The organism is Streptomyces blattellae (assembly GCF_009709555.1).
GTDB lineage: Bacteria > Actinomycetota > Actinomycetes > Streptomycetales > Streptomycetaceae > Streptomyces > Streptomyces blattellae.
Genome location: NZ_WJBG01000145.1, coordinates 1 through 16,599, shown reverse-complemented (window position 1 = coordinate 16,599; position 16,599 = coordinate 1). Strand labels below are relative to the sequence as shown.

Annotated in this window: 19 protein-coding genes and 1 pseudogene; 10 read left to right on the top strand and 10 right to left on the bottom strand. The window is 70.7% G+C overall.

Going from position 1 to position 16,599, the window contains the following annotated elements; translation table 11 throughout:
• The first annotated feature begins 70 nt into the window (after positions 1–70).
• The 6 genes from paaA (at position 71) to GFH49_RS15650 (ending at position 5,208) form a co-directional block, all read left to right on the top strand.
• Complete coding sequence (gene paaA, locus GFH49_RS15675) at positions 71–1,099, top strand: 1,2-phenylacetyl-CoA epoxidase subunit PaaA (protein WP_155056494.1); 1,029 nt, start codon at positions 71–73, stop codon at positions 1,097–1,099.
• Positions 1,096–1,383, top strand: a complete 288-nt coding sequence (gene paaB, locus GFH49_RS15670) for a 1,2-phenylacetyl-CoA epoxidase subunit PaaB (protein WP_073944895.1) — start codon at positions 1,096–1,098, stop codon at positions 1,381–1,383. Before paaA ends, paaB begins: the two co-directional genes overlap by 4 nt.
• A complete protein-coding gene (gene paaC, locus GFH49_RS15665; protein WP_155056493.1) occupies positions 1,380–2,099 on the top strand; it encodes a 1,2-phenylacetyl-CoA epoxidase subunit PaaC in 720 nt (239 codons plus the stop codon). The genes paaB and paaC overlap by 4 nt, the downstream gene beginning before the upstream one ends.
• The gene (gene paaD / locus GFH49_RS15660) at positions 2,093–2,608 is read left to right on the top strand and encodes a 1,2-phenylacetyl-CoA epoxidase subunit PaaD (protein ID WP_155056492.1); all 516 of its coding nucleotides are present in this window, start codon (positions 2,093–2,095) and stop codon (positions 2,606–2,608) included. Before paaC ends, paaD begins: the two co-directional genes overlap by 7 nt.
• The gene (locus GFH49_RS15655; protein ID WP_155056491.1) at positions 2,608–3,684 is read left to right on the top strand and encodes a 2Fe-2S iron-sulfur cluster-binding protein; all 1,077 of its coding nucleotides are present in this window, start codon (positions 2,608–2,610) and stop codon (positions 3,682–3,684) included. Before paaD ends, GFH49_RS15655 begins: the two co-directional genes overlap by 1 nt.
• A 390-nt stretch (positions 3,685–4,074) precedes the next feature.
• Positions 4,075–5,208, top strand: a complete 1,134-nt coding sequence (locus tag GFH49_RS15650; RefSeq protein ID WP_155056490.1) for an acyl-CoA dehydrogenase family protein — start codon at positions 4,075–4,077, stop codon at positions 5,206–5,208.
• A gap of 156 nt (positions 5,209–5,364) precedes the next feature.
• Here the strand turns inward: GFH49_RS15650 and GFH49_RS15645 are convergent, their stop codons facing one another.
• From GFH49_RS15645 to GFH49_RS15630, 4 genes are all read right to left on the bottom strand, one after another.
• The gene (locus GFH49_RS15645; RefSeq protein ID WP_155056513.1) at positions 5,365–5,694 is read right to left on the bottom strand and encodes a rhodanese-like domain-containing protein; all 330 of its coding nucleotides are present in this window, start codon (positions 5,692–5,694) and stop codon (positions 5,365–5,367) included.
• Between the two features lie 58 nt (positions 5,695–5,752).
• The gene (locus GFH49_RS15640; RefSeq protein ID WP_155056489.1) at positions 5,753–6,694 is read right to left on the bottom strand and encodes a hypothetical protein; all 942 of its coding nucleotides are present in this window, start codon (positions 6,692–6,694) and stop codon (positions 5,753–5,755) included.
• Positions 6,695–6,861: 167 nt separating this feature from the next.
• The gene (locus GFH49_RS15635; RefSeq protein ID WP_155056512.1) at positions 6,862–8,307 is read right to left on the bottom strand and encodes a DUF2252 domain-containing protein; all 1,446 of its coding nucleotides are present in this window, start codon (positions 8,305–8,307) and stop codon (positions 6,862–6,864) included.
• Between the two features lie 157 nt (positions 8,308–8,464).
• Positions 8,465–8,827 carry a winged helix-turn-helix transcriptional regulator gene (locus GFH49_RS15630; RefSeq protein ID WP_155056488.1) on the bottom strand — a complete coding sequence of 121 codons (363 nt, stop codon included), beginning with the start codon at positions 8,825–8,827 and terminating at the stop codon, positions 8,465–8,467.
• 131 nt (positions 8,828–8,958) lie between these two features.
• Between GFH49_RS15630 and GFH49_RS15625 the strand changes: the two genes are divergently transcribed.
• Positions 8,959–9,612: an FMN-dependent NADH-azoreductase gene (locus tag GFH49_RS15625; protein WP_155056487.1), complete on the top strand. Its 654-nt coding sequence runs from the start codon at positions 8,959–8,961 to the stop codon at positions 9,610–9,612.
• 274 nt (positions 9,613–9,886) lie between these two features.
• On the opposite strand, the gene relB is transcribed toward GFH49_RS15625, so the two are convergent.
• Together relB and GFH49_RS15615 are read right to left on the bottom strand one after the other, a co-directional pair.
• Complete coding sequence (relB, locus tag GFH49_RS15620) at positions 9,887–10,192, bottom strand: type II toxin-antitoxin system RelB family anti-toxin (protein WP_155056486.1); 306 nt, start codon at positions 10,190–10,192, stop codon at positions 9,887–9,889.
• The gene (locus GFH49_RS15615) at positions 10,189–10,587 is read right to left on the bottom strand and encodes a type II toxin-antitoxin system RelE/ParE family toxin (protein WP_155056485.1); all 399 of its coding nucleotides are present in this window, start codon (positions 10,585–10,587) and stop codon (positions 10,189–10,191) included. The genes relB and GFH49_RS15615 overlap by 4 nt, the downstream gene beginning before the upstream one ends.
• 279 nt (positions 10,588–10,866) lie before the next feature.
• Between GFH49_RS15615 and GFH49_RS15610 the strand changes: the two genes are divergently transcribed.
• From GFH49_RS15610 to GFH49_RS15600, 3 genes and pseudogenes are all read left to right on the top strand, one after another.
• Positions 10,867–11,460 (top strand): winged helix-turn-helix domain-containing protein, encoded by a 594-nt coding sequence (locus GFH49_RS15610; protein WP_155056484.1) that lies wholly within the window; start codon positions 10,867–10,869, stop codon positions 11,458–11,460.
• Between the two features lie 33 nt (positions 11,461–11,493).
• Positions 11,494–12,168: pseudogene (locus GFH49_RS15605) on the top strand (MFS transporter); the annotation flags it as partial.
• Positions 12,169–12,282: 114 nt separating this feature from the next.
• Entirely contained in the window at positions 12,283–12,834 is a 552-nt protein-coding gene (locus GFH49_RS15600) for a hypothetical protein (protein ID WP_155056511.1), read from the top strand.
• Here the strand turns inward: GFH49_RS15600 and GFH49_RS15595 are convergent.
• The 4 genes from GFH49_RS15595 to GFH49_RS15580 form a co-directional block, all read right to left on the bottom strand.
• Complete coding sequence (locus tag GFH49_RS15595; RefSeq protein WP_155056483.1) at positions 12,791–13,249, bottom strand: transposase; 459 nt, start codon at positions 13,247–13,249, stop codon at positions 12,791–12,793. The genes GFH49_RS15600 and GFH49_RS15595 overlap by 44 nt on opposite strands.
• Before the next feature lie 83 nt (positions 13,250–13,332).
• On the bottom strand, positions 13,333–14,319 hold the full coding sequence (locus tag GFH49_RS15590; RefSeq protein WP_155056482.1) for a tyrosine-type recombinase/integrase: 987 nt from the start codon (positions 14,317–14,319) through the stop codon (positions 13,333–13,335).
• Positions 14,316–15,245, bottom strand: coding sequence for a tyrosine-type recombinase/integrase (locus GFH49_RS15585; RefSeq protein ID WP_230396314.1), 930 nt, complete (start codon positions 15,243–15,245; stop codon positions 14,316–14,318). Before GFH49_RS15585 ends, GFH49_RS15590 begins: the two co-directional genes overlap by 4 nt.
• The gene (locus GFH49_RS15580; protein ID WP_155056481.1) at positions 15,242–16,462 is read right to left on the bottom strand and encodes a tyrosine-type recombinase/integrase; all 1,221 of its coding nucleotides are present in this window, start codon (positions 16,460–16,462) and stop codon (positions 15,242–15,244) included. The genes GFH49_RS15585 and GFH49_RS15580 overlap by 4 nt, the downstream gene beginning before the upstream one ends.
• Positions 16,463–16,599: the final 137 nt, after the last annotated feature.

Here is a 16,599-nt window from a genome sequence, read left to right as displayed (position 1 = left end):
ATGGAATCGAGTGAACCGAACGATCGGTCGGGAACAGGTTCCAGGCAGAGCACGAGGTCGAGGGGGCCCCATGGCGACAGCAGCCGCGCAGCAGACGGCCGGCGCACAGGCGCACGGCGCAGGAGACGGCACCGCAGGCCCGGCGGCGTACGAGCGCGCCTTCGACGCCGCGGTGGCCGCCGACGAGCGCATCGAGCCGCGCGACTGGATGCCGGACGCCTATCGCGCGACGCTGGTGCGGCAGATCGCCCAGCACGCGCACTCCGAGATCATCGGCATGCAGCCCGAGGCGAACTGGATCACCCGCGCGCCGTCCCTGCGCCGCAAGGCCATCCTGATGGCCAAGGTCCAGGACGAGGCGGGGCACGGCCTGTATCTCTACAGCGCGGCCGAGACCCTCGGCACGGGCCGCGACGAGCTGCTGGACAAGCTCCACACCGGCCGCCAGAAGTACTCCTCGATCTTCAACTACCCGACTTTGACCTGGGCGGACGTCGGCGCGATCGGCTGGCTCGTGGACGGCGCCGCGATCACCAACCAGGTCCCCCTGTGCCGCTGCTCGTACGGCCCTTACGCCCGCGCGATGGTCCGCATCTGCAAGGAGGAGTCCTTCCACCAGCGCCAGGGGTACGAACTGCTGCTGGCCCTCAGCCGCGGCACCCCTCAGCAGCACGCGATGGCACAGGACGCGGTGGACCGCTGGTGGTGGCCGTCCCTGATGATGTTCGGCCCGCCCGACGACGAGTCCGCGCACTCCGCGCAGTCGATGGCGTGGAAGATCAAGCGCCATTCGAACGACGAACTGCGTCAGCGCTTCGTCGACATCTGCGTCCCCCAGGCCGAGTCCCTGGGCCTGACGCTCCCGGACGCCGACCTGAGATGGAACGAGCAGCGGGGGCACCACGACTTCGGCCCGATCGACTGGTCGGAGTTCTGGGCGGTCCTCAAGGGCAACGGCCTGTGCAACGAACAGCGCATCACCCAGCGCAGGCAGGCGCACGACGAGGGCGCGTGGGTCCGGGAGGCCGCCGCGGCGTACGCGGCCAAGCACACGGCTCCCGCCCCGCACCCCCAAGAGACGGGAGCGGCACTCGCATGACGAACACCGACTGGCCTCTGTGGGAGGTCTTCGTGCGCTCCCGCCGCGGCCTCTCGCACACCCACGCCGGCAGCCTGCACGCACCGGACGCGGAGCTGGCCCTGCGCAACGCGCGCGATCTGTACACCCGGCGCGGCGAGGGCGTCTCGATCTGGGTCGTGCCGTCGTCCGCGATCACGGCGTCCTCGCCGGACGAGAAGGACCCGTTCTTCGAGCCGGCCGCCGACAAGCCGTACCGGCACCCGACGTTCTACGAGATCCCGGAAGGGGTGAAGCACCTGTGACCGTCGCCGTTGCCACCACGGCCGCGCTCGCCCTCGGCGACGACGCGCTGGTGCTCTCGCACCGCCTGGGCGAGTGGGCGGGCCACGCGCCCGTGCTGGAGGAGGAGGTCGCCCTCGCCAACATCGCCCTGGACCTCCTGGGCCAGGCCCGCGTGCTGCTGTCGATGGCCGGCGACGAGGACGAACTGGCCTATCTGCGCGAGGAGCGTGCCTTCCGCAACCTCCAGCTGGTGGAGCAGCCGAACGGCGACTTCGCCCACACCGTCGTCCGCCAGCTGTACTTCTCCACCTACCAGCACCTGCTCCACGCCCGCCTCGCCACCGGAGACGGCCCCTTCGCCCCGCTCGCCGCGAAGGCCGTCAAGGAGGTCGCCTACCACCGCGACCACGCCGAGCAGTGGACCCTGCGGCTCGGTGACGGCACGGACGCCAGCCATGAGCGGATGCAGCGGGCGTGTGAGGCGCTGTGGCGGTTTACCGGCGAGATGTTCCGGCCGGTAGAGGGCCTGGACGTGGACGCACGGGCGCTGGAGACGGTCTGGCTGGAGTCCGTGACAGGCGTTCTGAGCCGGGCCACCCTGACCGTTCCCGAAGGGCCGCGGTCCGGTGCGTGGACCGCCGGCGCGGGACGGCAGGGCGTGCACACCGAGCCCTTCGGGCGGATGCTCGCCGAGATGCAGCATCTGCACCGCAGCCACCCGGGGGCGTCATGGTGACCCTCACCGCCCTGGAGGCGGAACTCCTCGAAGTCGCCGGTGCGGTGCCCGACCCCGAACTGCCCGTGCTCACCCTCCACGAGCTGGGCGTCCTGCGCGCGGTGCACGTCCGCGCCGAGGACTCGGTCGAGGTCGAGCTGACCCCGACGTACACCGGCTGCCCGGCGATCGAGGCGATGTCCCTGGACATAGAGCGTGCGCTGCACAAGCACGGCATACGGCAGGTGTCGGTCCGTACGGTGCTCTCGCCCGCCTGGTCGACGGACGACATCTCGGCCGAAGGACGCCGCAAACTGCGGGAGTTCGGTATCGCTCCGCCGCGGGCGCGGGATGCCTGCGAACCCCTGCTGATCGAGCTGGGCCCGACCCGGACCACGGACCCCGTCCGCTGCCCGCACTGCGGATCGGCGGACACCGAGCTGCTCAGCCGGTTCTCCTCCACGGCCTGCAAGGCGCTGCGGCGGTGCCTGTCCTGCCGCGAACCGTTCGACCACTTCAAGGAGTTGTGATGGCCCGCTTCCACACGCTCCCGGTGGCCGCGGTCGACCGGCTCACCGACGACTCCGTGGCCCTCACCCTCACCGTGCCCCCGGAACTGCGGGAGGAGTACCGGCACACCCCGGGCCAGCACCTCGCGCTGCGCCGCAAGGTCGCTGATCGGCCTGACGGAGACGGCACAGAGATACGGCGCACCTACTCGATCTGCTCCCCGGCGCCCGGCCCCGAGGGCCCGCGGACCCTGCGGGTCGGGGTGCGGCTGGTGGAGGGCGGGGCCTTCTCGACGTACGCGCTGAAGGAGATCAATGTCGGTGACGAGCTGGAGGTGATGACCCCGGCCGGCCGTTTCACACTGGAACCCGCGCCCGGCCGGTATGCCGCGATCGTCGGCGGCAGTGGCATCACCCCGGTGCTGTCGATCGCCTCGACGCTGCTGGCGCGTGAGCCCGGGGCCCGGTTCTGTCTGGTCCGCAGCGACCGTACGTCCGCCTCGACGATGTTCCTGGAGGAGGTCGCCGACCTGAAGGACCGCTACCCCGAGCGGCTGCAGCTGGTCACGGTGCTCTCCCGGGAGGAGCAGCAGGCGGGGCTGCCGTCCGGGCGGCTCGACCGGGACCGGCTCACCGGGCTGCTGCCGGCGCTGCTGCCGGTGGAGGAGGTGGCGGGCTGGTTCCTGTGCGGGCCGTTCGGGCTGGTGCAGGGCGCCGAGCGGGCCCTGCGCGGGCTCGGAGTGGCGCGGACCCGTATCCACGAGGAGATCTTCCATGTGGATCCCCTGACCGCACTCGCGACCGCGGTACCGGCCCCCGCGCACAGCACCGTGACCGCACGGCTCGACGGCCGCGGCGGCACCTGGCCCGTCCAGGACGGCGAGTCCCTGCTGGAGACGGTCCTGCGCAACCGGCCCGACGCGCCCTACGCCTGCAAGGGCGGGGTGTGCGGGACGTGCCGGGCCTTCCTGGCCTCCGGCGAGGTCCGGATGGACCGCAACTTCGCGCTGGAGCCGGAAGAGACGGAGGCGGGGTATGTGCTGGCGTGCCAGTCGCATCCGGTGACGGAGAAGGTGGAGCTGGACTTCGACCGCTAAGCGCTCCGCCGGCTGCGTCGATGTGCGGCTCCGCCGCGGGGCCGCGATGTGCCGTCGGCCGTCTGCGGCGCCGTCGTGGCTGGTCTCTCCCCCGCTCTCGGCTTCGCTCGGGTGGGGAGGGACCCCACCGCGGCGGAGCCGCATATTCAGTACAGCCCCGCGCCCCTTCAGGGTGCGCCCGCCGTTCCTTCGGCGAGGACGTCACCCAGCACCGCCAGCCCCCTTCACGGGCAGCGCCAGCCCCCGCCTTCACGGGCAGCGCCAGCCCCCGCCTTCACGGGCACCGCCCGACCGCCTCTTCACGGGCGGTGCCCGACCGTTCCCTTCTTCTAGAACCTGTTCTATCTTGACGCTCCGTCAGATCAGCGGACCGCCGGAGGGACAGGGACCGTGGACTTCACCTTCACCGAGGAGCAGCAGGCGGCGGCTGAGGCGGCGCGGGGGGTGTTCGGCGGGGTCGCGCCGGATGCCGTGCCGAGCCCGGCGCTCACCCTGGGCGCCGTGGCCGACGACTTCGACCGGGAGCTGTGGGCCAGACTCGCCGACGCGGATCTGCTGAGCCTGCTCCTCGCCCCGGAGTACGGCGGGGCCGGCCTCGACTCCGTGGCGCTGTGCCTCGTCCTGCGGGAGTCGGCGAAGGTGCTGGCGCGGGTGCCGTTGCTGGAGAGCTGCGCGGCCGCGGCGGCCGTACAGGCGTATGGCGGCGAGGAGTTGCGGTCAGAGCTGCTGGCACGGGCGGGGCGGGGCGAGGTGGTCCTGACCGTCGCCGCCGCCGGCCGCACCGGGCACGACCCGGCCGAACTCGCCGTCGCCGCACGCCAGGAGGGCGGCCACTGGACGCTGGACGGGGTACAGACGGCGGTGCCCTGGGCGTACAACGCGGACTTCGTCGTCGTACCGGCCCGGACGGACGCCGACCGGACCGTCCTCGCGCTGGTTCCCCGGGTCCACGAAGGGGTGGTGCTCGCCGAGCAGTTCTCCACGAACGGGGAGCGGCTGGCCGAACTACGCCTGGACTCCGCCCTGATCGCGGCCCGCGACGTGATCGACGCCGACGGCGCCTGGGAGTGGCTGCGGGATCTGCTGGCCACCGGGACCTGCGCGCTGGCCCTCGGGCTCGGCTCGCAGGTACTGCGGATGACCAGTGAATACACCGGGCAGCGGGAGCAGTTCGGGTTCCCGGTGGCCACCTTCCAGGCGGTCGCCGTGCAGGCCGCCGACCGCTACATCGACCTGCGTGCGATGGAGGCCACGCTGTGGCAGGCCGCATGGCGGATCGCGTCGGGGGCGTCAGGGGCGCTGCCTGCCGCCGGAGACGTGGCCGTCGCGAAGATCTGGGCGGGGGACGGCGTGCGGCGCATCGTGCAGACGGCGCAGCATCTGCACGGCGGATTCGGCGCCGACACCGACTATCCGCTGCACCGGTATCACGCCTGGGCCAAGTACCTGGAGCTGTCGCTCGGCCCGGCGGCGGCACATGAGGAGGTGCTGGGCGATCTACTGGCCGCCCATCCACTGGGCTGACCCGCCGGCCGCCGACCCCGCACGGCCGCCGAGCGGGCCCGATTCACCTGCGGCGAGGGGCCGTCCCACCCGATTCGCGGAGCCCCAGGGCGCCCCTTCCCGCGGACCGGCCCGGCCCGGACCTGGAGGACGTACCCGGGCTGCCCTGGACCGGCCCTAGAGCACGTACCCCGGCTGCCCCTCGCCCGTCACGACCGGCCGACCCGCGTGTGCCCACATCTCCATGCCGCCGTCGACGTTCACGGCGTCGATGCCCTGCTGGACGAGGTACATCGTGACCTGGGCCGAGCGTCCGCCGGAACGGCAGATCACATGGACCCGGCCGTCCTGCGGCGCCGCCTCCGTCACCTCGCCGTACCGGGCCACGAACTCGCTGATGGGGACGTGCAGTGCCCCTTCGGCATGACCCGCCTGCCACTCGTCGTCCTCGCGGACGTCCAGCAAGAAGTCGCCGTCCTTGAGGTCCGCGACCTCGACCGTGGGCACACCAGCTCCGAAACTCATGCCCCCGACGCTACCGGACCGTCCGCACGGCCCGACGGCGCTACCTCAGCAGCTCCGCCAGCTTGGCCTCACGCTCGGCGACCTGGGCCAGCAACTGCTCGGCGACCTCCTCCAGGAGGCGGTCGGGGTCGTCCGGGGCCAGCCGGAGCATCGCGCCGATCGCGCTCTCCTCCAGTTCCCGGGCCACGACGGCGATCAGTTCCTTGCGCTGGGCGAGCCATTCGAGACGGGCGTAGAGCTCCTCGGCGGGGCTGGGGTGCCGCTCCTCGGGGGCCGGTCCTGCGGCCCACTCCGCGGACAGCTCCCGCAGCAGCGCCTCATCGCCACGCCCGTAGGCGGCGTTGACCCGCGTGATGAACTCCTCACGCCGTTTGCGCTCGCCCTCCTCCTGCGCCAGGTCGGGGTGGGCCTTGCGGGCCAGCTCGCGGTAGAGCTTGCGGGCCTCGTCGCTGGGGCGCACCCGCTGCGGGGGGCGAACCGGCTGCTCGGTGAGCATCGCGGCGGCCTCCGGAAACAGTCCCTCCCCGTCCATCCAGCCGTGGAACAGCTCCTCGACGCCCGGCATCGGCATGACGCGCGCTCGTGCCTCGTCCGCCTTGCGCACGTCCTCGGGGTCGCCGGTGCGGGCGGCCACGGCCTCGGCGATCTGCGCGTCCAGCTCATCGAGCCGGGCGTACATCGGGCCGAGTTTCTGGTGGTGCAGCCGCGAGAAGTTCTCGACCTCCACCCGGAAGGTCTCCACCGCGATCTCGTACTCGATGAGGGCCTGTTCAGCGGCCCGCACCGCCCGTTCCAGCCGCTCCTCGGGCCGGGGCGCGGCGTCTTCGGACGGGGCGCCGGCATCTTCGGGCCCGGGCGCACCGTCCTCGGCCGCGGACAGCGGCGCACCGTCCTCCGGCGTCACCTCCGCCTCTCCGGCGACGCCACCCTGCTCCGCTTCCGACTCAGCTTCCGACCTCGTCACGCGACCAGCGTAGGCCACGGCTCGACCGCCCCCGACGGCGTCACCGCCCGCACGGTCCACGGCCCCGCAGCAGCGGCCGACGGCACGGCGAACGCCACCGATGGCCAAGCCGGGCAACACGCACCCAGCAACACGCGCCCAAAGCCAAGCGCCCCCGCCTCACACGCCCGCTTCACACGCCCGTCTCACACCCCCGCCTCCGCCGCGACCCTCCCCGCCCGCACGGCCGCCACCAGCTCCGCGTGATCAGCCTCCGTACGGTCGGCGTAGGCCACCGCGAAGGTCGCCATCGCCTCGTCCAGTTCCTCGTTCTTACCGCAGTAGCCGGAGATGAGGCGAGGGTCGGCGCTGTGGGAGTGGGCGCGGGCCAGGAGGGCGCCGGTCATACGGGCGTAGTCGTCTATCTGGTCGGTGGAGAGGGCGGTGGGGTCGACGCTGCCCTTGCGGTTGCGGAACTGGCGTACCTGGAAGGGGCGGCCGTCGACCGTCGTCCAGCCCAGCAGGATGTCGCTGACGACCTGCATCCGCTTCTGGCCCAGCACCACACGGCGGCCCTCGTGGTCCACCTCCGGCGCCTCGAACCCCGCCGTCACCAGGTGCGGAACCAGCGCCGAGGATCTGGCCTCCTTCACCTGCAGCACCAGCGGCTCGCCTCGGTGGTCCAGCAGCAGCACGACGTAGGACCGGGTGCCCACGCTGCCCGTGCCGACCACGCGGAAGGCCACGTCGTGCACCGCGTGTCGGGCCAGGAGGGGGAGGCGGTCCTCCGAAAGCGTCGCCAGATACTCCTCCAGGGACGCCGCCACGGCCACCGCCTCCGCGTCCGGCACCTGCCGCAGCACCGGAGGCGCGTCGACGAAGCGTCGCCCGCCGTCCTCGGTCGGCACCGTCGACTTCTCCGCGAAGCGCCCGCTGGTGTTGGCCCGTGCCTTCTCGGCGACCCGCTCCAGCGTGCCGAGCAGGTCATGGGCGTCGGTGTGGGAGACGAGTTCCTCGTCCGCGATGGCGTTCCACGCGTCCAGGACCGGCAGCTTGGCCAGCAGCCGCATGGTGCGGCGGTAGGCGCCCACGGTGTCGTGCGCCGCTTTGCGGCAGGTGTCCTCGTCGGCGCCGGCCTCCCGGGCCGAGAGCACCAGCGAGGCGGCGAGCCGCTTGAGGTCCCACTCCCAGGGGCCGTGGAGCGTTTCGTCGAAGTCGTTCAGATCGATGACCAGGCGGCCGCGTGCGTCGCCGTAGAGCCCGAAGTTGGCCGCGTGGGCGTCGCCGCAGATCTGGGCACGAATCCGGGTCATGGGGGTGCGCGCCAGGTCGTAGGCCATCAGGCCCGCCGAGCCGCGCAGGAAGGAGAAGGGGGTCGCCGCCATGCGGCCGATCCGCAGCGGTGTGAGTTCGGGAAGCCGACCACGGCTGGACTCCTCGACCGCGCTCACCGCGTCGGGGCGGGAGCCGTCCAGATCGAGTGCGGCGTGCGTGCTCCGCGGAACCAGCCCGCGCAGGGCCTTGCCCTCTTCCTTCGGCGACTGCGCGCCCGCGGCGGACGACTCGGCAAAACCCGGCACGCCCGGCAGCCGGCGTACCGCCCCGGCATCCACGGCAGCCCCCTGGACCGCCTCAGCCGAACCCGCATCCACCTGGGTCACAACGACCGCCTCCCCCGCACGCGCACGAACATCAACTCGTGCCGACGGTACAACCAGCAGCCAGAACGCGTCCGACCCTGTGGACAACCCCACACCTGTGGAAAACCAGGCGAACCCACCTGTGAAAAACCCGCCACCCGCGCCTGGGCTAACAGCCGCCGCCCAGCTCACCCTCCGGTAGATACTTCTCCGCCCACTCCCCGAGTCCCCGGAGGGCGGGCCCCAGCGCCGCTCCCGCCTCGGTCAGCCGGTACGACACCCGCAGCGGCGGCCCCTCGTCGACCTCGCGCACCAGGAGTCCCGCAGCACCGAGTTCGGTGAGGCGGTCGGAGAGCATGCGCTCGCTGATCCCGGGGACGGCCCGGCGCAGATCGGCGAAGTGGGTGGGCTGCTCCACCAGCACGGACACGATCGGACCGGTCCAGCGCTTGCCGAGCAGCTGGAAGACACGGGTGATGCCGCCATCCACCCGTTTGCACATGGAGTTTTCGTGATTCCGCCCACCCGCCATGGGCTCAGGGTACTGCCCTCGACATTCCGGGATGAAAGAAAGTAAGTAACTATGTTATCCATAGTTGAGTACGGAAACTTAGCCCGTCATTCCGTGCGGGCACCGCTCTTCTTGTCTTCTTGGAGATCCCCATGGCCACGCTCCTCCACATCGACTCGTCCGTGTTCCCCAGCGGAGCCTCCGCGTCCCGCGCCGTCACGGACGCCTTCCGCAAGACCTGGGAGGAACAGCACCCCGAGGGCACGGTGATCTACCGCGATCTGTCCGTGGACCCCGTGCCGCACATCACGGCCGACGCCCACACCGCCGGCTTCGCCGACCCGGCCGCGCACAGCCCCGAGCAGGCAGCCGCTTTTGCGGGGCGCCTGCAGCTGATCGAGGAACTGGAGCAGGCGGACGCCGTGCTGATCGGCGCCCCGATGTACAACTTCGCGATCCCGTCCACCCTGAAGGCCTGGCTGGACCACGTGATCCTGATGGGCCGCACCGCGGCCACCGAGGACTCGAAGATCAAGGGCACCCCGGTCACCGTGATCGCCAGCCGCGGCGGCTCCTACGCCCCCGGAACCCCGCGCGAGGGCTACGAGTACGTACAGAACTATCTGTCGGCGGTCTTCGCCGACACCCTCGGCATGGACCTCGACTTCATCGTCCCGGAACTCACCATGGCCCCGCACAACCCGGCGATGGCCGAGTTGGTCCCCCTCTTCGAGGCCTCCCGCGAACGAGCCCTCGACGACGCCGCCGCCAAGGCCAAGCAACTGGCCCAGCGCTTCGCCGCGTAACGGCCTTCGAGGGGCGCCCAGAGGGCGAGTCCGCGGTGTGATTGTCCTCTCACCCGCGGCCCCTCGTCCCACCCATCCGGGGAGCGCACCAGAGAACGCAGAAGCCCCGCAGGTCCGAGACCTACGGGGCTTTCGTCTGGTGGGGCACCGACGAAAGTCGGTAGCCAGGGCAGATTCCCCAGTCGGTGCTGATCGTTTCCCGCGCTCACGTAGATCGTTTCCCACCGCAGAGAAGCGCTCGCCGGTCACCGCATCCAGGCGGTGGTTCTGCCTCCTACAGCTTCACGGAGAGATTTCCCACCGTGGCCGTTATGGTCAGCTCGCCGCCGATCGCGTGCAGGTATGCGGCCATGGTCGAGGTGTCCAGGCGGGCGAGGCCCCGCTCGATCTGGCTGACCCGCCCCTGGGTGACCCCCATGGCCTTGGCGACCTGGACCTGTGTGAAGCCTTGTGCCTTACGGAGAGCGGCCAGTTCGTGCCCCCGCTCGGCGTCGACCATCTCCGCCTTGATGGCATCGATGCGCTCGCGCTTCTCGGGGGTGATGTCGGCCGTCAGGTCGGCCATGGTGCCGAGTTTCATCTGCCCTGTCCCTCCTTCTTCTCCTGCTCCAGCGCTTCAAGGTAAGCCGTGTACTTGTCGTCCGCTTCCTTGACCGCCCTGGGATACCAGGCTGCCCACTGCCGCCCGGCCGCCTTGTTGCCCGCCACCAGGAAGATGGCCCGACGTTCGGGGTCGAAGACGAACAGCATCCGGATGCTCACCGTCCCGCCGCTACGCGGACGCAGCTCCCGCATGTTCCGGTAGCGACTTTTCTCGATCGCGCCGACCGTCGGACGGCGAAGCGCCGGACCCACCTCCTGGAGCCGTTCCAGAGCGGCTATGACATGAAGGTGACTGTCCGGGTCCTCCTTGGCAAGCGTCTTGATCCAGTCCAGCACATCTTCAAAGAACCGCAGCTCATAGGGTTCGGCCACCGCAAAAAATTAGCACGACCTAATATTCCGGGCAAGGGGGCCTCGGAGATTCAAGGAACGCTGGAGCGAAACCGCCACTACGCCTCAGCTGGCCCGGCGGCGGCGATCGCCGACGTCACGGGCATGTCCGCTCCGGAAGCAGCCAGCAACGACCTCCGGCCCCAGCGGCCAAGCGGATCCAGTCCGGGCGCATCCACACCCCGGGGCCGAGCCCTCCTTCCGCCGCGCAACTCTGAAGGAGTTATTGCGAAATTTCTGCTTCATATCTATGGTGCGGGCATGCGACCGAAGCACGAGCCTGAGCAGATCACCGACCTGTCACGGCTGAGGGCGTTCATGAACCCTCTGCGGATGCAGCTGTACCGGCTGCTGTACGCCGCGGGCACCGCGACCTCCTCTCAACTCGCCGAGCATGTCGACGAGACGCCGTCGCTGGTCAGCTACCACCTGCGCAAGCTGGCCGAGCACGGCTTCGTGACCAAGGCGAGCGGCCAGGGCTCCGACGGCCGCGAGCGGTGGTGGCAGGTGGCGTCCGAGGAGGGCTGGGGCTTCCGCGACTCAGATTTCGCGGACACTCCCGAGGGCGCCTCCGCCGTCGTCGCGGTGACCCGAGGAATCTTCGACACCCGCGTTGCCCAGTACCGCACGTATCTCGACCAGAAGTCCGCCTGGGGCAAGGCGTGGACCGATGCGGCCTTCAGCTCCGAGTGGCTGCTCGACCTCACCCCGGTCGAACTCGCCGAGATGAGTGACGAACTTGAGGCGCTGGCCCGGCGCTGGCGGGATCGCGGAAAGGCGGCCAAGGCGGCAGGCGACACCGAGGATCGCGAGCACGTGTCCGTGCACCTCTACGGCTTTCCCTTCCGGCCCTGACACAGCCGAGTTCCCGACTTACTGGAGCCCTCCATGGCCACCACAAGGACAGCCCTGCCCGAACGCGCCACCACACCGGCTCACCGCGACGGCAACGTGCTGCGCTGGCTCACCGCATACACCGTCTCCCTCATCGGCGACAGCGTGTACTTCGTCGCCCTGGGCTGGTCCGCCCAGAAGGCCGCGGGCCCTGCCGAAGTCGGCCTCGTCATGGCCTCAGGGGTATTACCACGAGCGTTACTCATGCTCGGCGGGGGCGTGGTGGCCGACCGGTTCGACCCCCGCCGGGTGATTCTCGGCAGCGACACGCTGCGCTGCCTCCTCATCCTGGCGGTGGCCTCCGGAATCGCGCTGACGGCACCGGCTTTGTGGATCCTGGTCGCGGTGGCGCTCGTTTTCGGCGCCGTGGACGCGCTGTTCGTACCCGCTGTCGGTGCCCTCCCAGCACGGATCACCAGCCCTGACCAGCTGGCCCGTGTCACTGGCATGCGCTCGCTGTCGATGCGCCTCAGCCAGATCGCGGGCCCGCCGATCGGCGGCCTCGCCATGGGACTCGGTGGACCTGCCGCCGCGTTCACTGCCGCCGGCATGTTCATTGCACTGTCCCTGCCGCTCCTGCTGACCATACGGATACGGTCCCTCGGGTCGCGCGACGCCGAGCCGCCGAAGCCTGGCACCGCACGCCAGGACTTGCTCGACGGCCTGCGTTAGAAGCTGTTGTCTTTCCGGACTTGAGGACTGCGTTTTCGCTGGTGGGGCATAGGGTCGGTGATCGGGTGGGAGTGACGGCTTGTCATGTCGTCGCTGCTGTGGGGGTCGTGGATGCCGTCGGTGGTCGGGCTGCTGGAACAGCGCGAGCTGGGTGCTCGCCGTCGGGTGGACGAGCTGCGGGAGGAGGCCGACCGCGTCCAGGCCGAGCTGGCCGTGGCCGAGCGGGAATGGCAGGAGTGGGCCATCGCCCGCTCGAAGGTCGGCGAAGTGCTGGCCCCGGAGAGCGAGACGGAGCAGGACCACACCCGGGTCGACCAGGCAGCGCCAACCGCCGAGGGGCGGGGCGGAACGGCACCGCAGGCGCCGCAGGCGGCGAAGCCGAAGGCTCAGGTGCCCATGTGGCGCGAGGGACTTGACTGGTCGGCGCTGTCGGTGGACTACCAGCGCATCCTGCAGCTGGGGGCCGACCAGGTCCGGCTCGGGCAGGGGCCGGTGACCTGCCAGGAAATGGCCGCGGCGTTCGGCATGGACGTGGTGCCGGCGCGGGTGGAGGCGCTGCGGTCGAAGGCGAAACGCCTGGTCGCGCGCGGCTGGCTGGCCGAGCCGGCGCCGGGCCGGTTCACGCCCGCCCGCGGTGTGGCCCGGCCAGGCGGCGGGTCATGACCATGGTCATCGACCAGTAGAGCATCGCCTCGGCACTGGCGGTGCGGCGCTCGACATCGCGCACCAGGCGGCGGCTGCGCATGAGGTGGGCGAAGAGACGCTCGACGATCCACCGCTTGGGCAGCACCACGAAGCCTTTCTGGTCGTCGCTGCGCTTGACGATCGCCAGCACCAGCGCGCAGGCGGCCAGGCAGTGCTCGACGAGGCTGCCCGTGTAGCCGCCGTCGGCCCAGATGAGGGCGAGGCGGTGGTGCGCGTTGGCCACCCGCGCCAGCAGGACTTGCGCGGCGGCGCGGTCGCCGACATCGGCGCTGGTGACCATCACGCCCAGCAGCAGGCCGAGGGTGTCGACCACGACGTGCCGCTTGCGGCCGTTGATCTGCTTGCCCTTATCCCGGTGCCGGGATAAGGGCAATTATCTGGGGACGTCGGTTATGGCGGGTCGGGCCAATGAGAGCTGATGGATGGCGGTGCCGCAGGGGCTGAGGCCGGTGATAACTACAGGTTCTCCAGGAAGGTGAGCAGGCTGTCGGTGGGCCGGTAGCGTTTGGTGGCGGTGTCGCGGGGTGCGGTGCGGGCCAGGGCGCGTTCCTTCATGGCCAGGTCGGCGTGCAGGTAGACGTCGGTGGCCTTGGTGCTGGCGTGTCCGAGCCAGAGCGCGATGGTGGAGGTGTCGACGCCGGCGGTCAGCAGTGCCATGGCCGCCGTGTGGCGAAGTGTGTGCGGGGTGACGTTCTTGCCGGCCAGGGTCGGGCATCGTTCCGCGGCCGCGGGCAGGTGCTTGCGGAGGAGGTCGGCAACGGCATCGCGGCTGAGGTGGCCGCCGACGCGGTTGGGGAACAGTGGGTCGTCCGGGGCTGCGTTGCGGGCGGTGATCCATCGTTGGAGGAGGCGGGCGGTGGGTTTCGCCAGCGGGGTGCAGCGCTGTTTGCGGCCTTTGCCGGTGCAGCGCAGGTGGGCGCCGGTGCCGAGTTCGGCGTCGGCGCAGGTGAGTGCGGTCAGTTCCGAGACGCGCAGTCCGCTTTGTGTCGCGACCAGCAGCAGGAGGTGGTCACGTCGTCCCAGGAGGGTCGACTGGTCCGGGACCGCCAGCAGAGCCTCGGTCTCCTCGTGGCTGAGGAAGCACACGAGTGTGCAGTCGCGGCGCTTTTGCGGGATCGCCAGGACGCGCTGGATCAGCAGGGCGTGTTCCGGGCAGCGGTAGGCGGCATAGGCGAACAGCGAGTGGATCGCGGCCAGTCTGGCATTTCGGGTGGTCACGCTGTTGTTCCGGTCGTGTTCGAGATGATCCAGGAAGCCGCCGACGAACACGGCGTCGATGTCGGTCAGTTCCAGCGCCGACGGCGGGCGGCCGAGCTGACTGCGGGCGTACTCCAGCAGGAGGCGGAACGTGTCGCGGTAAGCCGCGACGGTGTGGGCACTGACCCGGCGCTGGGCCAGCCGCTCGGTGAAGAAACCCTGCATGACAGGGGCCAGAGTGGTCACGGTGATTCCTTCCGGGTCCGGTCGAGGCGTTCGGCCGCGGCTGTCATCAGCTGCGGGCAGGCGTGCAGGTACCAGTAGGTCGTTGCCGGGCTGACGTGCCCGAGGTAGGTCGACAGCGCCGGGAGCCGGTGGGCGACGTCGGCGTCGGCGGCGTACCAGTTCACCAAGGTGGTCACGGCGAACGTGTGGCGCAGGTCGTAGAGGCGAGGCGTGCCCGCGCCGGGCGGGGCCGTGATGTCGACTGCCTTCAGCAGCCGGGTGAAGGTCTTGCTCGCGTTGGTGTGGTTGAGCCGGGTCCCGGCTCCGGACAGGAAGAACGCCTCGGTGGACGGGCGTGGACACAGTTCGTCGCGTCGGCGCTGGTAGTCGGCGAGTTGCCCGACGGTGGTGGGGTGCAGAGGGACCAGCCGGGACTTGCCGAACTTGGTCCCCCGCACCAGCAGGACACCGCGATCCAGGTCCGGGTCGGCCCGGTCCAGTCCCATCGCCTCTCCGGTGCGGATACCGGTCGCGGCCATGAGCCCGATGAAGGACTCGAACGTCGCCGCGCGAAGAGGGTGGGCCAGGTGCCGGGCCGCGTGGATCAGCGCGGCGATCTCCGCCTGCGAATACAGATACGGCGGCGTCGTCCGCCCGGCGCGACGAGGCAGCAGGCCAGGCGGCGGGATCTCGACGAGCTCATCGAAAGCCGCCAGGAAGCGGGCGAATCCGCGGATCACCGTCAGCCTGGCCGCCCACCAGGCCGGATCGGCGCCGTCCGGCAGTACGGCCCACTCCAGTGCGGCCCGGACCGTCAGGCGCGAGTGGCCGCGCTCGTCCAGGAAGCCGACGAACTGGCCGAGCATCCGGCCCTCGACCTTGAGTTTGTAGCCCAGGCCCCGGCGGATCGCCAGATAGCGTTCGGCGTGGTCCCGGATGCCGTTCACCGCTCGCTCGCAGTCGGCCAGGGACGCACGACCGGTGCCAGCGCCGCCATGTCGACCTTCGCATAGATCGCCGTGGCGTCCTCGCCGTGGTGACGCAGCAACTGGGCCGCCTCGCCGAGGGTTCCGCCGCCGGCCAGCACCTGGCAGGCGGCGCGGTGTCGCAGCTGGTGCGCGGCGACGACCGGTATGCCGGCGCGGCGCGAAGCACAGCGCGGCACCATGACCACGGACTGCCGTGCCATCGGCGCGTCCGGACCGACGGTGCGCAGGAACACCTCGCGGAACGCCGACGGCCGCCGGCCGTGCCGCAGCCAGTCGGCCAGCGCCGCGCCGACATCCGCGGGCAGCGGCATCCGGTCAACCCGTCCGCCCTTGCCCCGGACCACCAGCTCGCCACCGCGCCAGTCCACATCCTCCAAGCACAGCCGCGTCACCTCGACCGCCCGCAGGCCCAGCCGTGCCATCAACAGCAGAATCGCGAAGTCCCGCCGTCCTGATGCGGTGGTCCGATCACAGCTTTCCAGCAGGAGAGGCACCGCGTCCGTGCCGGACGGCAGCCGGCTCAGCCGCCATCCCGCGACCGACGGCACCGCCGCGGACAAGTCCCGGTCAACGGCTGCGGTCACGAACAAGAACCGCAGCAGTGCCCGCAGACTCGACGTCACCACCTTCATCGACGCGGTCGCGTACCGCTTCGAGGTGTCCAGGACGAAACCGGCCACCGACTCCGGGCCCAGCCCATCCAGCCGAAGCCGGCCCTCGACGAGCTGCGCTGTCAGGAACTTGCGGGCGACGTCGACACGTCCGCGAACCGTACGCTCGCCGAGCCGGCGCTCACGCAGCAGATAGCCGCGGAACTCCTCCAGCACACCCTCGACCGGGCCCCCGACCGCGCCATGCTCCTGCGGCGGGATGACACCGGCATCCCGCAGAAAGCCGAGCATCAGCTGCAACGACCGATCCGTCAGCCACCGTCGGTGCCCGGCGTCCCGCCGTGCCTGGACGAATTTCCCCACCCGTTCCGCGGTCAACTGCCCCGGAGCCAGCCCCTCGCGTTCCAACCAGCGGCTCAGGTCCGCCAGTACGTAGGCGTGATCCTGAGAGGACCGCGGCGTGAACCCGCGCCGCACCAACTCCAACCGGAACGGATGAACCCACAGGGCCAGCGGCCCCGACACCCGCACCGGATACCGACCATCTGTCGCTGCCTTGACCATGAGCGCGCCTCCTTCGGGAACCTCTACGAAGGAGACCGCGCAGGACCGCCGTTATGACGCCCTTCTCCGAATCCGCCCACCGTCAGCCAGCCATAGCCACCCGACCCGCCATAACCGACGCCCCCAGATAATTGCCC

Bases quoted from the DNA above. Each gene is read 5' to 3' on its own strand.
- paaA (WP_155056494.1), top strand. From the start codon at position 71: ATGGCGACAGCAGCCGCGCAGCAGACGGCCGGCGCACAGGCGCACGGC.
- paaB (WP_073944895.1), top strand. From the start codon at position 1,096: ATGACGAACACCGACTGGCCTCTGTGGGAGGTCTTCGTGCGCTCCCGC.
- paaD (WP_155056492.1), top strand. From the start codon at position 2,093: ATGGTGACCCTCACCGCCCTGGAGGCGGAACTCCTCGAAGTCGCCGGT.
- GFH49_RS15655 (WP_155056491.1), top strand. From the start codon at position 2,608: ATGGCCCGCTTCCACACGCTCCCGGTGGCCGCGGTCGACCGGCTCACC.
- GFH49_RS15630 (WP_155056488.1), bottom strand. From the start codon at position 8,827: ATGGCGGGTGGGCGGAATCACGAAAACTCCATGTGCAAACGGGTGGAT.
- GFH49_RS15625 (WP_155056487.1), top strand. From the start codon at position 8,959: ATGGCCACGCTCCTCCACATCGACTCGTCCGTGTTCCCCAGCGGAGCC.
- relB (WP_155056486.1), bottom strand. From the start codon at position 10,192: ATGAAACTCGGCACCATGGCCGACCTGACGGCCGACATCACCCCCGAG.
- GFH49_RS15610 (WP_155056484.1), top strand. From the start codon at position 10,867: ATGCGACCGAAGCACGAGCCTGAGCAGATCACCGACCTGTCACGGCTG.
- GFH49_RS15600 (WP_155056511.1), top strand. From the start codon at position 12,283: ATGCCGTCGGTGGTCGGGCTGCTGGAACAGCGCGAGCTGGGTGCTCGC.
- GFH49_RS15580 (WP_155056481.1), bottom strand. From the start codon at position 16,462: ATGGTCAAGGCAGCGACAGATGGTCGGTATCCGGTGCGGGTGTCGGGG.